Source organism: Pseudomonas fluorescens (genome assembly GCF_902497625.1).
Lineage (GTDB): Bacteria > Pseudomonadota > Gammaproteobacteria > Pseudomonadales > Pseudomonadaceae > Aquipseudomonas > Aquipseudomonas fluorescens_BQ.
In genome coordinates, this window is the sequence record NZ_CABVGX010000054.1 from 24,418 (window position 1) to 38,570 (window position 14,153).

Annotated in this window: 17 protein-coding genes; all 17 read right to left on the reverse strand. The window is 59.6% G+C overall.

What is annotated here, in order from left to right:
- Window positions 1-216 precede the first annotated feature (216 nt).
- Window positions 217-1,356: a flagellar biosynthesis protein FlhB gene (gene flhB / locus F8N12_RS24085; protein WP_150582606.1), complete on the reverse strand. Its 1,140-nt coding sequence runs from the start codon at window positions 1,354-1,356 to the stop codon at window positions 217-219.
- A 3-nt stretch (window positions 1,357-1,359) separates the two neighbouring features.
- Window positions 1,360-2,145, reverse strand: coding sequence for a flagellar biosynthetic protein FliR (gene fliR, locus F8N12_RS24090; protein ID WP_150582607.1), 786 nt, complete (start codon window positions 2,143-2,145; stop codon window positions 1,360-1,362).
- 3 nt (window positions 2,146-2,148) lie between these two features.
- Window positions 2,149-2,418, reverse strand: coding sequence for a flagellar biosynthesis protein FliQ (fliQ, locus tag F8N12_RS24095; RefSeq protein WP_150582608.1), 270 nt, complete (start codon window positions 2,416-2,418; stop codon window positions 2,149-2,151).
- Window positions 2,415-3,173 (reverse strand): flagellar type III secretion system pore protein FliP, encoded by a 759-nt coding sequence (fliP, locus tag F8N12_RS24100; RefSeq protein WP_150582609.1) that lies wholly within the window; start codon window positions 3,171-3,173, stop codon window positions 2,415-2,417. Before fliP ends, fliQ begins: the two co-directional genes overlap by 4 nt.
- Complete coding sequence (gene fliO, locus F8N12_RS24105; protein ID WP_150582610.1) at window positions 3,173-3,637, reverse strand: flagellar biosynthetic protein FliO; 465 nt, start codon at window positions 3,635-3,637, stop codon at window positions 3,173-3,175. The genes fliP and fliO overlap by 1 nt, the downstream gene beginning before the upstream one ends.
- On the reverse strand, window positions 3,638-4,096 hold the full coding sequence (gene fliN, locus F8N12_RS24110) for a flagellar motor switch protein FliN (RefSeq protein ID WP_150582611.1): 459 nt from the start codon (window positions 4,094-4,096) through the stop codon (window positions 3,638-3,640). It lies immediately after the preceding gene.
- Between the two features lie 67 nt (window positions 4,097-4,163).
- The gene (gene fliM / locus F8N12_RS24115) at window positions 4,164-5,132 is read right to left on the reverse strand and encodes a flagellar motor switch protein FliM (RefSeq protein ID WP_008024584.1); all 969 of its coding nucleotides are present in this window, start codon (window positions 5,130-5,132) and stop codon (window positions 4,164-4,166) included.
- Window positions 5,133-5,141: 9 nt separating this feature from the next.
- A complete protein-coding gene (gene fliL, locus F8N12_RS24120; protein WP_150582612.1) occupies window positions 5,142-5,645 on the reverse strand; it encodes a flagellar basal body-associated protein FliL in 504 nt (167 codons plus the stop codon).
- 216 nt (window positions 5,646-5,861) lie between these two features.
- Window positions 5,862-7,211: a flagellar hook-length control protein FliK gene (locus F8N12_RS24125; RefSeq protein ID WP_150582613.1), complete on the reverse strand. Its 1,350-nt coding sequence runs from the start codon at window positions 7,209-7,211 to the stop codon at window positions 5,862-5,864.
- Between the two features lie 69 nt (window positions 7,212-7,280).
- Entirely contained in the window at window positions 7,281-7,652 is a 372-nt protein-coding gene (locus F8N12_RS24130; protein ID WP_150582614.1) for an Hpt domain-containing protein, read from the reverse strand.
- Window positions 7,653-7,682: 30 nt separating this feature from the next.
- The gene (locus tag F8N12_RS24135) at window positions 7,683-9,398 is read right to left on the reverse strand and encodes a fused response regulator/phosphatase (RefSeq protein ID WP_150582615.1); all 1,716 of its coding nucleotides are present in this window, start codon (window positions 9,396-9,398) and stop codon (window positions 7,683-7,685) included.
- Window positions 9,395-9,700: an STAS domain-containing protein gene (locus tag F8N12_RS24140; RefSeq protein WP_150582616.1), complete on the reverse strand. Its 306-nt coding sequence runs from the start codon at window positions 9,698-9,700 to the stop codon at window positions 9,395-9,397. The genes F8N12_RS24135 and F8N12_RS24140 overlap by 4 nt, the downstream gene beginning before the upstream one ends.
- Before the next feature lie 86 nt (window positions 9,701-9,786).
- Window positions 9,787-10,236 carry a flagellar export protein FliJ gene (fliJ, locus tag F8N12_RS24145; protein WP_150582617.1) on the reverse strand — a complete coding sequence of 150 codons (450 nt, stop codon included), beginning with the start codon at window positions 10,234-10,236 and terminating at the stop codon, window positions 9,787-9,789.
- Between the two features lie 6 nt (window positions 10,237-10,242).
- The gene (gene fliI, locus F8N12_RS24150) at window positions 10,243-11,601 is read right to left on the reverse strand and encodes a flagellar protein export ATPase FliI (RefSeq protein ID WP_150582618.1); all 1,359 of its coding nucleotides are present in this window, start codon (window positions 11,599-11,601) and stop codon (window positions 10,243-10,245) included.
- Entirely contained in the window at window positions 11,591-12,397 is an 807-nt protein-coding gene (fliH, locus tag F8N12_RS24155; protein WP_150582619.1) for a flagellar assembly protein FliH, read from the reverse strand. The genes fliI and fliH overlap by 11 nt, the downstream gene beginning before the upstream one ends.
- 7 nt (window positions 12,398-12,404) lie before the next feature.
- Window positions 12,405-13,424: a flagellar motor switch protein FliG gene (fliG, locus tag F8N12_RS24160; protein ID WP_150582620.1), complete on the reverse strand. Its 1,020-nt coding sequence runs from the start codon at window positions 13,422-13,424 to the stop codon at window positions 12,405-12,407.
- The coding region (locus tag F8N12_RS24165; protein WP_318189662.1) for a flagellar M-ring protein FliF C-terminal domain-containing protein at window positions 13,417-14,153 on the reverse strand (737 nt) is incomplete at its 5' end. The genes fliG and F8N12_RS24165, both read right to left, overlap by 8 nt.

A 14,153-nucleotide genomic window follows, 5' to 3' on the forward strand; every position in this document is an offset into this window, starting at 1 on the left:
ACGCCCGAAGCAGGCGCAAGATCGCTACTGCAAGAAGCCTTCCAACTTTTGCAGAGGCAGGGAATAGAGGGTTTAAATGCCGATTGGGGCGCAATCAGGAGTAGCAGCTGTCGAGCCTGCGAGGCTGCGTCGGCACATTAATCCGGTGCTAATGGCCGGCGAGGACTGCGTCCTCGAACGCAGCCTCGCGGGCTCGGCAGCTGCTACAGACGGAACTCAGGAATCGCGCCGTAGATCCGGCGGGATCGGCAAGTCATCCTTCAGCGGATCCGGGCGCTTGCCCTTACCTGCACGGTGCTGGCGAATCTGGTAGACGTAGGCCAGTACCTGAGCTACCGCCAGATACAGCCCGCCCGGAATTTCCTGATCAAGCTCGGTGGAGTAATAGATGGACCGCGCGAGCGCCGGAGACTCCAGCAGAAGTACGTTGTTGGCCACTGCGATTTCGCGGATTTTCAGTGCGAGGAAGTCACTGCCCTTGGCAACCAGCATCGGCGCGCCGCTCTTGTCCGGATCGTACTTGAGCGCCACGGCGTAATGCGTCGGGTTGGTGATGATCACATCCGCCTCGGGAACCGCCGCCATCATCCGCCGTTGAGAGACTTCACGCTGCAACTGACGAATGCGCTGCTTGACCTCCGGCTTGCCCTCCTGATCCTTGTGCTCGTCGCGCACCTCCTGCTTGGTCATCAGCAGTTTCTTGTGGCTTTCCCATAGCTGCACCGGCACGTCCACCGCAGCAATGACAATCAACCCGCACGACATCCACAGCGTACTCCAGCCCACCACTTGCAAACTGTGAATGATCGCCATGTCCAGCGGCTCATGGGCGATGCGCATCAGGTCGTCGATGTCTGCCGACAACACCATGATGGCGACGGCCAGGGTGATGACGAATTTGGCGAGCGCCTTCAGCAGTTCAGCCACTGCCTTGAAGGAAAACATACGCTTGAGGCCTGCCGCTGGATTCATGCGGCTGAACTTCGGTGCCAGTGACCCGGCCGCGAACAGCCAGCCGCCGAGGGAGATCGGGCCGATGATCGCAGCCAGCACCAGAGTGATCATGATCGGCTGAATAGCCAGCAAGGCCATCAAACCGGAGCTCATCAGGTAGGTGGCCATGGAGCGCTGATCGAGGATGACTTCTCGCGACAGCGTAAAATTCTCCCGCATCATCTCCATCATTTCCTGCGCCAGCGCCCCACCGAAGATGAGCAGCGCAGCAGAGCCGGCCAGCATGATCGCCAGGGTATTGAGCTCTTTGGAGCGGGCAATCTCGCCTTTTTCGCGCGAGTCTTTCTTGCGCTTCTCGGTGGGGTCTTCTGTTTTGTCCGCGCCACTTTCGCTCTCAGCCATGATTCAGCGCGCCTGTGCCAGTTCGCGTAAAAACTGCAAGGCCTCGGAGGCCAGCGGTTGATACTGATTGAGAATGTCCGCCAGGCCGACCCAGACAATGAACAAGCCGAGCACCAGGGTGAGCGGGAACCCGATGGAAAAAATGTTCAGCTGAGGCGCCGCGCGGGTCATGATCCCAAACGCAATGTTGACCACCAGCAACGCAGTGATCGCTGGGAGCACAAGGACCAGCGCAGAACCCAATACCCAGCCTAGCTTGCCGGCCAGCTCCCAGAAATGATTGACCATCAGACCGCTGCCGACCGGCAGCGTGGTGAAGCTTTCAGTCAGCACCTCAAAGACCACCAGATGGCCGTTCATCGACAGAAACAGCAAGGTCACCAGCATGGTGAAGAACTGGCCGATCACCGCCACTGACACGCCGTTCGTAGGGTCGACCATTGACGCGAAACCCATGCCCATCTGGATTGCGACAACCTGCCCCGCCACCACAAAGGCCTGGAAGAACAGTTGCAAGGAAAAACCCAGTACCGCGCCAATCAGGATCTGCTCGGCGATCAGCATCAATGCCGACAGGTCCAGCGCATTCACGGGCGGCATCGGCGGCAGTCCGGGGGCGATGACCACGGTGATCGCCAGGGCAAAGTAAAGGCGCACGCGCGTCGGCACGAGTGTGGTGCCAAAAATGGGCATGACCATCAGCAACGAACCGATGCGAAATAGCGGCAGCATGAACGTCGCCACCCAGGTACTGATCTGGGTATCGGTCAGCTGTAGCAGCGACTCCATGGTCTAGCCGATGACCCGCGGAATATTGCCATACAGCTGCAGGATATATTCCATGAAGGTCTGCACCAGCCAGGGGCCGGCGACGATCAGCGTGACCAGCATCACCAGCAGACGCGGAAGAAAGCTCAGCGTCTGTTCGTTGATCTGGGTGGCGGCCTGGAACATTGCCACCATCAAGCCCACCAACAAACTCGGAATCACCAGCACCGCCACCATCACGGTGGTGAGCCAGAGCGCTTCTCGAAAGATGTCGACCGCAACTTCCGGCGTCATGGGGAAACACCTCCGAAGCTGCTCGCCAGGGTGCCGATGATCAACGCCCAGCCATCCACCAGCACAAACAACATGATTTTGAACGGCAGGGAAATGATCAGCGGCGAAAGCATCATCATACCCATGGCCATCAGCACGCTGGCGACCACGAGGTCGATGATCAGGAACGGAATGAAGATCATGAAACCGATCTGGAACGCGGTCTTCAATTCAGAGGTGACGAACGCCGGTACCAGAATGGTCAAAGGCGCCTGATCAGGTGTAGCGATGTCGGTGCGCTTGGACAGGCGCATGAACAACTCGAGATCGCTGCTGCGGGTTTGCGCGAGCATGAAGTCCTTGATCGGCACCTGCGCCTTGGCGACGGCATCCTGGGCGGAGAGTGTTTCCGCCAGATACGGCTGCAAGGCATCCTGGTTCACCCGGTCGAATACCGGCGCCATGATGAACAACGTCAGGAACAACGCCATGCCGGTGAGGATCTGGTTCGACGGCGTCTGCTGCAGGCCCAACGCCTGACGCAGGATCGAGAACACAATGATGATCCGTGTGAAACTGGTCATCAGCATGACGAACGCTGGAATGAAACTCAGCGCAGTCATGATCAGCAGGATCTGCAGACTGACCGAGTATTCCTGCGCGCCCTCGGCATTGGTGCCCAGGGTGATTGCCGGAATCGACAGCGGATCGGCGGCGTAAACCAGCGGCGCGGCCAGCATCAGGGCCAGCGTCAAGACGATGCGGAGCGCACCCATTACTTCGTATCCTTATGATCCTTGCCCATCAGCTCCATCAGGCGCCGGGCGAACTCGGGGGTGGCTTTTTCTGTCCCGTCCGGCACTTCGACCGGCTCTTTGAGCACGTGTAATGCGGTGATGCTCCCAGGACTCAGACCGAGCAGAATCTGCTCGTTACCGACCTGCACCAGCACCAGACGATCACGCGGCCCAAGTGCGCGGGAGCCGATCAGTTCGATCACTTGCCCCCTGCCTGCCGGCCCGGCCTGCTGAACCCGGCGCAGTAGCCAGGCGAGAAAGAAAATCAGCCCCAGCACGAGCAGCAAGCCGAGCACTAGCTGTGTCAGTTGACCTGCCACTCCGCCGCCGACCGCAGGCGCCGCCGCAGCCGTGGCGGACGCCGTGGCCACAGGCTCTGCCGCCAGAATGCTAAAGGGCACCAGCAACGCCAAAGCGAGCACACAACCCAGAAGCCTTTTCACTCAGCGCAGCTTCTTGATGCGTTCGCTTGGGCTGATCACGTCGGTCAGGCGAATGCCAAACTTTTCGTTGACCACGACCACTTCACCGTGGGCGATCAATGTGCCGTTGACCAGCACGTCGAGCGGCTCGCCAGCCAGACGATCAAGTTCGATCACCGAGCCCTGGTTAAGCTGCAGCAGGTTGCGGATGTTGATATCGGTGCTACCCACTTCCATGGAGATCGACACCGGGATATCAAGGATCACATCCAGGTTCGGACCGTCGAGGGTCACCGGGTCATTGTTCTTCGGCACGCTGCCGAATTCTTCCATCGCAAGGCGATTGGACGGCGAGCTCGCGGCGTCAGCGGCCAACAAGGCATCGATATCGTCCTGCCCGCCGTCACCCGATTCTTCCAGAGCCGCAGCCCATTCATCGGCCAGTGCCTGGTCGTCCTGGGTGTTCATGTCGTTAGCCATCATTTGTCCTCGGCGTGCAACTGTTCTATCGAAGCAGTCATTTAGCAAATAGGGGGAGGAGCACCGATCAGCGGCGCTCGATCGGCTCGATCACTTGCAACGCGAGGTTGCCTTTGTGCGAGCCCATCTTGACCTTGAAGGCCGGTACGCCATTGGCGCGCATGATCATCTCTTCGGGCATTTCCACCGGAATAATATCGCCCGGCTGCATGTGCAGAATGTCCCGCAGGCGCAACTGGCGACGGGCAACCGTGGCACCGATTGGCACATCAACGTCAAGCACGTCCTGACGCAACGCGTTGACCCAGCGCTCGTCCTGGTCGTCGAGGTCCGACTGGAAGCCGGCGTCGAGCATTTCGCGCACCGGCTCGATCATCGAGTACGGCATGGTCACGTGCAGGTCGCCGCCACCGCCATCAAGTTCGATGTGGAAGGTCGACACTACAATGGCTTCGCTCGGGCCGACGATATTGGCCATGGCCGGGTTCACTTCCGAGTTGATGTACTCGAAGTTCACTTCCATGATCGCCTGCCAGGCTTCCTTCAAATCGACGAAAGCCTGCTCCAGCACCATGCGCACCACACGCAGTTCGGTCGGAGTGAATTCCCGCCCTTCGATCTTGGCGTGACGACCGTCGCCACCGAAAAAGTTGTCCACCAGCTTGAACACCAGTTTGGCGTCAAGGATGAACAGCGCGGTGCCGCGCAAGGGCTTGATCTTGACCAGGTTGAGGCTGGTCGGCACGTACAGCGAGTGCACGTACTCGCCAAACTTCATCACCTGCACACCGCCGACGGCGACGTCCGCCGAACGACGCAGCATGTTGAACATGCTGATGCGGGTGTAGCGGGCGAAACGTTCATTGATCATTTCCAGGGTCGGCATGCGTCCGCGGACGATGCGATCCTGACTGGTCAGGTCGTAGCTTTTGACACTGCCCGGTTCGGCAGCGGTATCGGTCTGTACCAGACCATCGTCGACGCCGTGCAACAGCGCGTCGATCTCATCCTGGGACAGCAGGTCCTGCACGGCCATGTCGTGTTCCTACTGCAGTACGAAATTAGTGAAAAGCAACTGTTCGATGGCCACTTTGCCGAGTTCTTTCTGCGCCACTTCCTGCACGCTGGCCGTCGCTTTCTGGCGCAGCATTTCCTGACCCACCGGCGATGCGAGTGTGGCGAAGTCCTGGCCGGAGAACAGCATGACGAGGTTGTTGCGGATAACCGGCATGTGCACTTTCAGCGCATCAAGGTCAGCCTGGTTGCGCCCTTGCATGGTGATGCTGACCTGCATGTAGCGCTGACGACCGCCCTGGTTGTAATTGGCCACGAAGGCTGGTGCCATGGCCTCGAAAACCGCCGCCTGCTTACCGACCGGAGCGGTTTCGGCGGTGGTTTCAGGCTTGGCCTGAGCGCCATGCATGAAGAACCACGTCGCACCCACGGACAAACCGATCGCCAGCAGCAGGGCCACCACAATCAAAATGATCAGCTTGAGTTTGCCTTTGGTAGCGGGGTCTTTTACTGCTGCTGCTTCGCTCTTCGCCATGCCAATAATCCGTCACTATTCGGGTTTTCACAGGTGCACGGCAAGGCAGGAGCAAGTGTTATGCCAGAAGTGTCTGGGAGAAGACTGGCGGGATCAACCCTGAACCAAATGTGGGAGCGAGCCCGCTCGCGAAGGAAGCGTTACAGTCATCAGAGATGTTGAGTGCAAAACCGCTTAAGCGAGCAGGCTCGCTCCCACAGGATGATGTGCTTTGGCTCAGGCGTAATAATCGACGACGCTGGAGCCGATCACGCTGGAGGTCGCAGTCGCCACCTCGGCAACCGTCGGCAAAGGTTCGTCATCCATCGAATCAAGGCGGCCGCCGTTAGTACTGGTCCGCCCCGATTGACTGTGCTGCGCGTGCTCCTGACCTTGCTGCGAACCTCGCGACTGGTCTGACACGTTGACATCGACCTGGCCCATGCCCTGTTGCGCAAACATGTCACGCAAGCGATGCATCTGGCTGTCCAGCGCTTCACGGACACTCGGATGAGCACTCATGAACGTCACTTGGGTCTGCTGGTCCGGGACCATGTTGACCCGGATATCGAGACGACCCAGCTCAGCCGGCTGCAACTGAATATCCGCCGCCTTTAGATTGACGCTGGACAGGTACATCACGCGGTTTACCACTTCTTCGGTCCAGCCGCTTTGATTCATGGTGATCGGTTGATTGACCGGTACGGCGTTGGCGGATTTAGGCGTTGCGGCTTGCGTCAGCGACGCCAGACGGTTGGCAAAGTCGTCGACGCGCGTATCACTGGTCGCCGATTTCAAGTCTTTGAGGCCGTCATCGATCAAGCCACTGAAAGCTTTCTCGCCACGCTCACTGCTCTCACCGAGGCCGGCCTGCGCATCAAGCATACCCGCCATGCCTGCGGCAAAATTCTGTGCCGCTGTGGTTTCACCGTCGGCCTGAGCCTGAGCGGAGATCGCGGCAGACTTTGGTTGGGCCTGGCTGGTCGCGGAAATATGGCCGCCCTGCTCCATCGCCATGCGCAAAGCCGGCAATGCGTCGAGCGGATCGGCCTCGGGATCGAATTCGCCTTCAGTGGCAGCGGCAGACGCCTGCGTCAGCGCAGCAGCCGCCGCCAGAGCTGCATCGATGTCGCGCTGAGCAGGCGTTGCGACGACAGCCTCCGGCACAGCGGGCGCCGGAGTCGTCAACTCGGTTGACAACGATGGATCGAGAGCAGGGTCTACCGGCGCAGTGTCGGCGGTCGGTGGCGCATCGGCTGCGTCCGCGATCGCTGTCTTGTCGTCGGTCGGCGCCGGTTTCTCGGCGGGCAAGGATTTGCCGCTATCGGCAACGGGAGTGTCCGGGCCGGCGGACTTGTCGTTGCCGACCTCCTTGCGAATCGGCGCCTCGGAAGTCTTGTCGCGGGCGGACTTCACCGGCCCGTCAGCTGCGGCAAGAGACTTGTTCTGCCCTTGTTTTGCGTACACCTGAGAGAAGCTGGACAGCCTGTCCCCGGGCTCGGCAGGCTGCACCGACGACTTTGCGGAGGCCGCTTGGGTTTTCGCCTGCGCGGCGGCCTGAAGCAGAATATTTTGAGTGACGGGCATGAAACGCTCTCCGCTGCACAGGGATCGAAGGTACAGGTGCGAAGATTATTGCAAGGTTTGAGCCAGCTTTCAGGAAGGACGCCGGACGGTCGCCAGCTCGGCCTGGGAGCGTAGGCGCTCCGCTTCATATAGAGGACGGATAAAGTCGAACTCCTTGTCGATTTCAACGATCAACGTCTCGCAACCTTCAATGGGTCGGTGTCGGGCACGTTGTTCGAGTTCATTGCACAGTTGAGCCAGGCGAATGGCGCCCATATTGCTGCTACTGCCTTTGAAACTGTGCGCTGCATTCATCAATTGCAGCGCGTCGTCAGACTTGCGCAAGATGCTCAAGCGCTCTTCGGAATCGGCGAGGAAAGTATCCACCAGCATCGGATACTCACTCTCCATCACCTCTTGCAACGCGCTCAACACGTCGCGATCCAGATGTGTGTCAGCCACTTGCTCACTCCTTGATCAAGAATGCGTGAATTATGCCTGAGCCTCCCAGAAAAACTCCACGCGGACACTTCGACCATCGTCGGACCAGCTCGCGCCGTGGCTGAGTTGGCGGACGAGACCCAAGCCCCTTCCCGACAGACGGATATCATTGGCAGGGCGCGCCAGTACTCGCTCAACGTCAAAACCCATACCACTGTCTTCGACGCGAATGGCCAGGCAGCCGCCATCCCCCTTGGGCGATACCTCCAGGTGCACGCGCACATAGCCGTCCTGCAGCGCATGCAGGCGTGCGTTGCGCTGTTGATAGTAAAGGGCAAAACCAGTGGCATCGCGCTTGAGGCCGGAGTCCAGACCCAACACACCATGCTCCAGTGCGTTGGAATACAGTTCGCCCAGCACACTGTACAGTGCACCGCTCTGCGCTCGCAGGCCATGCACTTCCAACAGCAATTGCAGCAGATAGGGCAACGGATTGAAGCGTTTGAGCGTGGCCGCGCGAAACTCGAAACTCACCGACCAATCCAGCGGGGATGACTGCCCACTGTCGGAATAGATCAGCGCCCCAGGGCTGGACTGCGCAGTTTCCAGCAGGCTGACTTCGACCATGCTCACATCGTCGCGAGCTACCCCGCGGAAATCGCGCAACGCCTGCTCAATGTCTTCGAACAGTTGATCCGGCTGAAGATTTGCCGCAAACACTTGCTGCAACCGTTCCACACCAAACAATTGCTCGTTGGCGTCGCAGGTGTCGATCACGCCGTCGGACAGCAGGAATACCCGGTCCCCCAGAGCCATCGGGAAGACTTCAGTGCTATCGGCAAAGGTTTCAGGGCTTAGCACGCCGAGCGGCAAATGCCGCGAAACCAGTGGCGTTCGCTCGCCTGTGGCGATCGTGTGCAGATAACCGTCGGGCATGCCGCCGTTCCACACTTCCAGCGAACGTCGCTGAAAATTCAGACACAGGAGCGTCGCACAGCAAAACATATCGATCGGCAGGATACGTTTGAGTTTGGCATTCATCTCGCGCAGCGTTTCCGCCAGTCCGTAACCCTTGGCCGTCATGCCGTAGAACACTTCCGCCAGGGGCATGGCGCCGACTGCGGCGGGCAGACCATGCCCGGTGAAATCCCCAAGCAGTACATGCATGTGCCCGGCCGGGGTGAAAGCGGCCAGGAGCAAGTCGCCATTGAACAGCGCATAGGGCGATTGCAGATAGCGGATGTTGGGGGCGCTGAGGCAACCGGAATGGGCGACTTTATCGAAAACCGCTTTGGCCACGCGCTGCTCGTTGAGCAAGTAGTCGTGATGCCGGGCGATCTGATCGCGCTGTTGCAACACGGTGGCCTGCAAGCGCCGTAAGCGATCCATCGCCTTGATTTTCGCTGCGAGTATCACCTGATTGTAGGGTTTCGCCAGAAAATCGTCGCCGCCCGCCTCGAGGCAACGTGCCAACGCCTCGCTTTCGCTCAGCGAGGTGAGGAATATGATCGGCACCAGGGTTTCCCCGGCCAGCGCCTTGATTTGCCGTGCCGCTTCGAATCCGTCCATCACCGGCATCATGGCATCCATCAAAACCAACTGCGGGCGCTGCTGACGAAACACTTCAACCGCCTCGGCGCCGTCGGCGGCAGTCAGCACTTCATGGCCCTGTCGACGGACAATGCTCGATAGCAGCATGCGATCGGCCGCGCTGTCTTCGGCGATGAGGACCGTCATCGATTCGAGCGGGGATTGCAGAGCTGTCATGCTACGTCGAAGATCTGTTCGAAATTGGAAATGGCGAGGATCTTGCGCACATCGGCGTTGGCGTGAGTCAGCCTGATGTCAGCGTTTTCGCCGCCAGCGTGATCACGCAGCAGCAACAACATGCCAAGGGCTGAACTGTCGAGATAAGTGGCGTCCTTCAGATTCACTTCGAAGGATTCAGGCTTGGGTTTCAAGTGCTCGTAACACTCACGAAATTCCTGATGCTTGGCGAAATCGAATCGTCCCTTGATCGATATCGTCAGCTTTTTCCCTTCCTGGGATGTTTGCGAATGGACTGACATTGAACGGCTTCCTTGTCATTAATGAATAGGTTTGTACAAGGTTTAGCATTTGACGGGGATGGCGGCAAGGCTGGCGGTTTGCTGATTCAAAATTCATCCTTGCGCGGCAACCGTTGCGCCAGCTCGTCCAGCAGCTTCTGCTCACGTCTGTCCTCCAGCGCCCGCGCCTCATCAGCGTACCGCTGGACCAACTTGCGCAAGCCTTCGACCCGGGCGAAAGCCTGCTGCCAGGTGTCACGCGCCTTGTTCAGATTATTCTGGTGCCAGGCCAGGCTCTGGCGCTGCTGATCGATGGCGATACCCAACTGCGCGAGAAAACCCTGATAGCCCAACAGCCACTGCCCGGAAACACCGCTGCTGCCGCGCACGATCCACTGTTCCTGATAATCGAGCCGAAACGCTTCAAGGTCAGCGAGCTTGCTTTCAGCCAGACGCACCTGCCCTTGAAAATGGCCCAGGCGCTGGACAGCAGTCTTCTCGGCCTTTTCGGCCATGTCGACCACAGGGGCGAGGCGCCCTGCCCGACTTTGCGCCATGATCGATTAACCGCCTGCCGCGGGCGCGAAGATCGACCCAAGGTAGGCTTCGCTCTCGCCCAGACTGATGCTGTCGTTCAAACCCTGTCGCAGGTATTTGACCAACTGCGGGTGCAGCGCAATCGCCAGATCAGTCTCGCGATCACCGCCCGCGACGTACGCGCCGACGCTGATGAGGTCGCGGCTCTGCTGATAGCGCGACCACAACTGCTTGAAATACTGAGCACGGTTCATGTGCTCCTGCGTGACCACCGACGGCATGACCCGGCTGATCGACGCTTCGATATCGATAGCCGGATAATGCCCTTCTTCGGCCAGGCGACGGGATAAAACGATGTGCCCGTCCAGCACGCCTCGCGCCGAGTCGGCGATCGGGTCCTGCTGATCGTCACCTTCCGACAACACGGTATAAAACGCCGTGATCGAACCACCGCCCTTCTCAGCGTTACCGGCGCGCTCCACCAGTTTGGGCAATTTGGCGAACACCGATGGCGGATAACCCTTGGTTGCTGGCGGTTCACCGATCGCCAAGGCGATTTCCCGCTGCGCCTGGGCAAAGCGGGTCAGCGAATCCATGAGCAACAACACGTTCTTGCCCTTGTCGCGGAAATACTCGGCGATGCGTGTGCAATACATCGCAGCGCGCAAACGCATCAACGGCGCATCGTCCGCTGGCGAAGCGACAACCACAGCGCGCTTGAGGCCTTCTTCACCGAGACTGTGCTCGATGAATTCCTTGACTTCGCGTCCGCGCTCGCCGATCAGGCCGACGACAATAATGTCGGCTTCGGTAAAGCGCGTCATCATGCCCAACAGTACGCTCTTGCCGACGCCGGTACCGGCGAACAGGCCGAGACGCTGGCCACGCCCGACTGTCAACAGGCCGTTGATCGAGCGGATGCCCACATCCAGTGGTTCGCTGATCGGGTGGCGCTTGAGAGGATTGATGGTCGGGCCATCCATCGGCACCCAGTCTTCGGCTTTCATTCCGCCTTTGCCGTCCAGCGCGCGGCCAGCGCCGTCCAGCACCCGGCCGAGCATGCTCATGCCCATCGGCAAACGACCGGTATCCGCCAGCGGTACCACACGGGCACCGGGGGCGATGCCGGCGACACTGCCGACCGGCATCAGGAATACTTTGCTGCCGGAAAAGCCCATGACTTCGGCTTCAACTTCAACCGGGTGATAACTGTCGTCATTGATGACCATGCAGCGGCTGCCCATGGCGGCCCGCAAGCCTTCGGCCTCGAGGGTCAGGCCGACCATGCGCAGCAGGCGACCTTCGAGGATCGGCGCGCCGGCCAGTTCAGTGGCCTCGGCATACGTGCCCAGGCGCCTGGCAAAGCTGGTGCGATCAAGGCGCATCGGATTCGTTCACTTCTGGCTCAACGACCGGTTTCGCGTCGACCGGCAATTCCAGGCTTATGTCCGGCGCAGACGGGTTCAGGGACTGTTCGTGCATTTGATCGAACAGTTTGTCCATGACGCGGGCAACACGGGTTTCAACCGTAGCGTCGATGCGACTGTGCTCGGTTTCAACCCGGCAACCGCCCGGCAGCAACGATTCGTCCTCGACAATGCGCCAGGTTTCTTCGTGACGCTCGCGCAAGGCTTTGACCTGTTCGAAATCCTGTGGATTGATGAACAGTCGCACGTTGTTCACGCCCAATGGCAACAGCTTGAGCGCGTCACGCATGACGTGTTCGATCTGCGTCGAGTCGATGGTCAGTTCGCGCTGAATGACCTGTTTGGTAATGTGCTGCACCAGGTCCACCAGCGACCGCTCGATCAGCGTGTCCTGCTCGGCGATCGGTTCGAACAGATGCGCCATCAATTGCTCAAGGCCGGCGATCTTGCTCGCCAGAGCGGCCTCCGCTTCCTGACGAACCTTCAACGTGGTGCTGTGGAAACCCTCTTTTTCGCCCACAGCAAAGCCTTCGTTGTAGGCTTCCTGGCGAATGCTTTCGAGTTCTTCGAGGGTCAGTGGCTGGACTTCGTCCAGCGGCACTTCCTCCATCTCCGGCGGTTCGGGTTCGAGCTCCGGTTGCGGCTCCGGTTCGGGGACATGCGGATCGAAGCTTGGCAGCGACCAGATATCGAAACCACCGACATCCTTGCCACGGATCAGGTCGGTTTGGGACTCATCGTGTTTGGTCGACATAGTGGGCTTAAATCATCTCTTCGCCGCCCTTCCCGCCGAGAACGATTTCTCCGGCTTCGGCCATACGGCGAGCAATGGTGAGGATTTCTTTCTGCGCGGTTTCCACGTCGCTGACGCGCACCGGGCCTTTGGCCTCGAGGTCGTCGCGCAACAGTTCGGCCGCCCGTTTGGACATGTTCTTGAAGATCTTTTCCTTGACGCCTTCGTCGGAGCCTTTGAGGGCCAGTACCAACACATCGGAGGACACTTCGCGCAACAGCGCCTGAATGCCGCGGTCGTCGACGTCGGCGAGGTTGTTGAACACGAACATGAGGTCCTCGATCTGACCGGACAGGTCTTCGTCAACCTCGCGAATCGAATCCATCAGTTGACCTTCGATCGAACTGTCGAGGAAGTTCATGATATCGGCCGCACGCTTGATGCCACCCAGGGTGGTTCGGGAGGCGTTCGAGTTGCCGGAGAACTGCTTCTCGAGAATCTGGTTCAACTCTTTGAGCGCCGCTGGCTGCACGGTGTTCAAGGACGAGACGCGCAGGATGATGTCCAGACGCACCTTGTGGTCGAAATTGCCCAGCACTTCGCCGGCCTGATCCGGATCGAGATAGGCCACCACGATCGCCTGGATCTGCGGGTGTTCGAAACGAATCACGTCCGCCACGGCACGCGGTTCCATCCATTTCAGGCTGTCGAGGCCGCTGGTGTTGCCGCCGAGCAGGATACGGTCGATCAGGCCATTGGCCTTGTCTTCACCCAGTGCCTGCGTAAGCATTTTACGAACGTAGTCGTCAGAACCGACGCCAAGGCTGGTTTGATCGCCGACGATGTCGACGAACTCACTCATCACTTGCTCGACCTGCTCACGGTGCACGTTGCCCATCTGCGCCATGGCCACGCCGACACGCTGGACCTCTTTCGGCCCCATGTGGCGCAGCACTTGGGCAGCATCGGTCGAACCCAGCGACAGCAGCAGGATCGCAGCTTTGTCGACTTTGGTCAGTTTGGCGGCAGCGACTCGGTTATCACTCATCTGCGTTAATCCACTCTTTCACGACCTGGGCCACACGACCCGGATCTTCTGCCACCAGACTCTTGATTGCATTCAACTGCGCGTCATAGCCTTCGCTCGGGCTCGGCAACAGAATGCTCTGCGGGCCGCCGAGGCTGACGCGGTCGTTGGCCAGTTCGCCGTCAAGTCCGCCCATGCCACCCAGTTCGACGTCGCTGCCGATGCCCGCCAGCTGCTTGCCCTTGCCACCACCGGTGATGTTGTTGAGTACCGGACGCAGCACACCGAACACCAGCACCAGAATGAACAATACACCCAACACTTGCTTGACGATGTCCCAGAACCACGGCTGAGAATAGAACGGGATGTCGGCAATCACTTCGCCGCGCTCGGCGGAGAACGGCATGTTGATCACGCTGACGCTGTCACCACGGCTGGCGTCGAAACCAACGGCGTCCTGCACCAGACGGGTGAAACGTGCCAGTTCATCAGCGGTCCACGGCGCGCGGCTGGTTTCGCCGTTGGCCGCGTTGACCTTGATCTGATCGTCCACAACTACTGATACCGACAGGCGATTCAAACGGCCCTGCTGCTGTTTGGTGTGGCTGATGGAACGGTCGAGCTCGAAGTTCTTGGTCGATTGTTGACGCTTGTCCGCCGGGTACGGTGCGAGCATTGGCTGGCCGGTGGCCGGGTCCATGATCTGTTGACCGTTGGCGTCCAGCAACGGCTGGCCTGGCTGCACCATAC

Bases quoted from the DNA above. Each gene is read 5' to 3' on its own strand.
- F8N12_RS24125 (WP_150582613.1), bottom strand. From the start codon at position 7,211: ATGCCCGTCACTCAAAATATTCTGCTTCAGGCCGCCGCGCAGGCGAAA.
- fliQ (WP_150582608.1), bottom strand. From the start codon at position 2,418: ATGACGCCGGAAGTTGCGGTCGACATCTTTCGAGAAGCGCTCTGGCTC.
- F8N12_RS24140 (WP_150582616.1), bottom strand. From the start codon at position 9,700: ATGTCAGTCCATTCGCAAACATCCCAGGAAGGGAAAAAGCTGACGATA.
- fliP (WP_150582609.1), bottom strand. From the start codon at position 3,173: ATGGGTGCGCTCCGCATCGTCTTGACGCTGGCCCTGATGCTGGCCGCG.
- fliN (WP_150582611.1), bottom strand. From the start codon at position 4,096: ATGGCTAACGACATGAACACCCAGGACGACCAGGCACTGGCCGATGAA.
- fliL (WP_150582612.1), bottom strand. From the start codon at position 5,645: ATGGCGAAGAGCGAAGCAGCAGCAGTAAAAGACCCCGCTACCAAAGGC.
- fliR (WP_150582607.1), bottom strand. From the start codon at position 2,145: ATGGAGTCGCTGCTACAGCTGACCGATACCCAGATCAGTACCTGGGTG.
- flhB (WP_150582606.1), bottom strand. From the start codon at position 1,356: ATGGCTGAGAGCGAAAGTGGCGCGGACAAAACAGAAGACCCCACCGAG.
- fliH (WP_150582619.1), bottom strand. From the start codon at position 12,397: ATGTCGACCAAACACGATGAGTCCCAAACCGACCTGATCCGTGGCAAG.
- fliG (WP_150582620.1), bottom strand. From the start codon at position 13,424: ATGAGTGATAACCGAGTCGCTGCCGCCAAACTGACCAAAGTCGACAAA.
- fliM (WP_008024584.1), bottom strand. From the start codon at position 5,132: ATGGCCGTGCAGGACCTGCTGTCCCAGGATGAGATCGACGCGCTGTTG.
- fliJ (WP_150582617.1), bottom strand. From the start codon at position 10,236: ATGGCGCAAAGTCGGGCAGGGCGCCTCGCCCCTGTGGTCGACATGGCC.
- F8N12_RS24135 (WP_150582615.1), bottom strand. From the start codon at position 9,398: ATGACAGCTCTGCAATCCCCGCTCGAATCGATGACGGTCCTCATCGCC.
- fliI (WP_150582618.1), bottom strand. From the start codon at position 11,601: ATGCGCCTTGATCGCACCAGCTTTGCCAGGCGCCTGGGCACGTATGCC.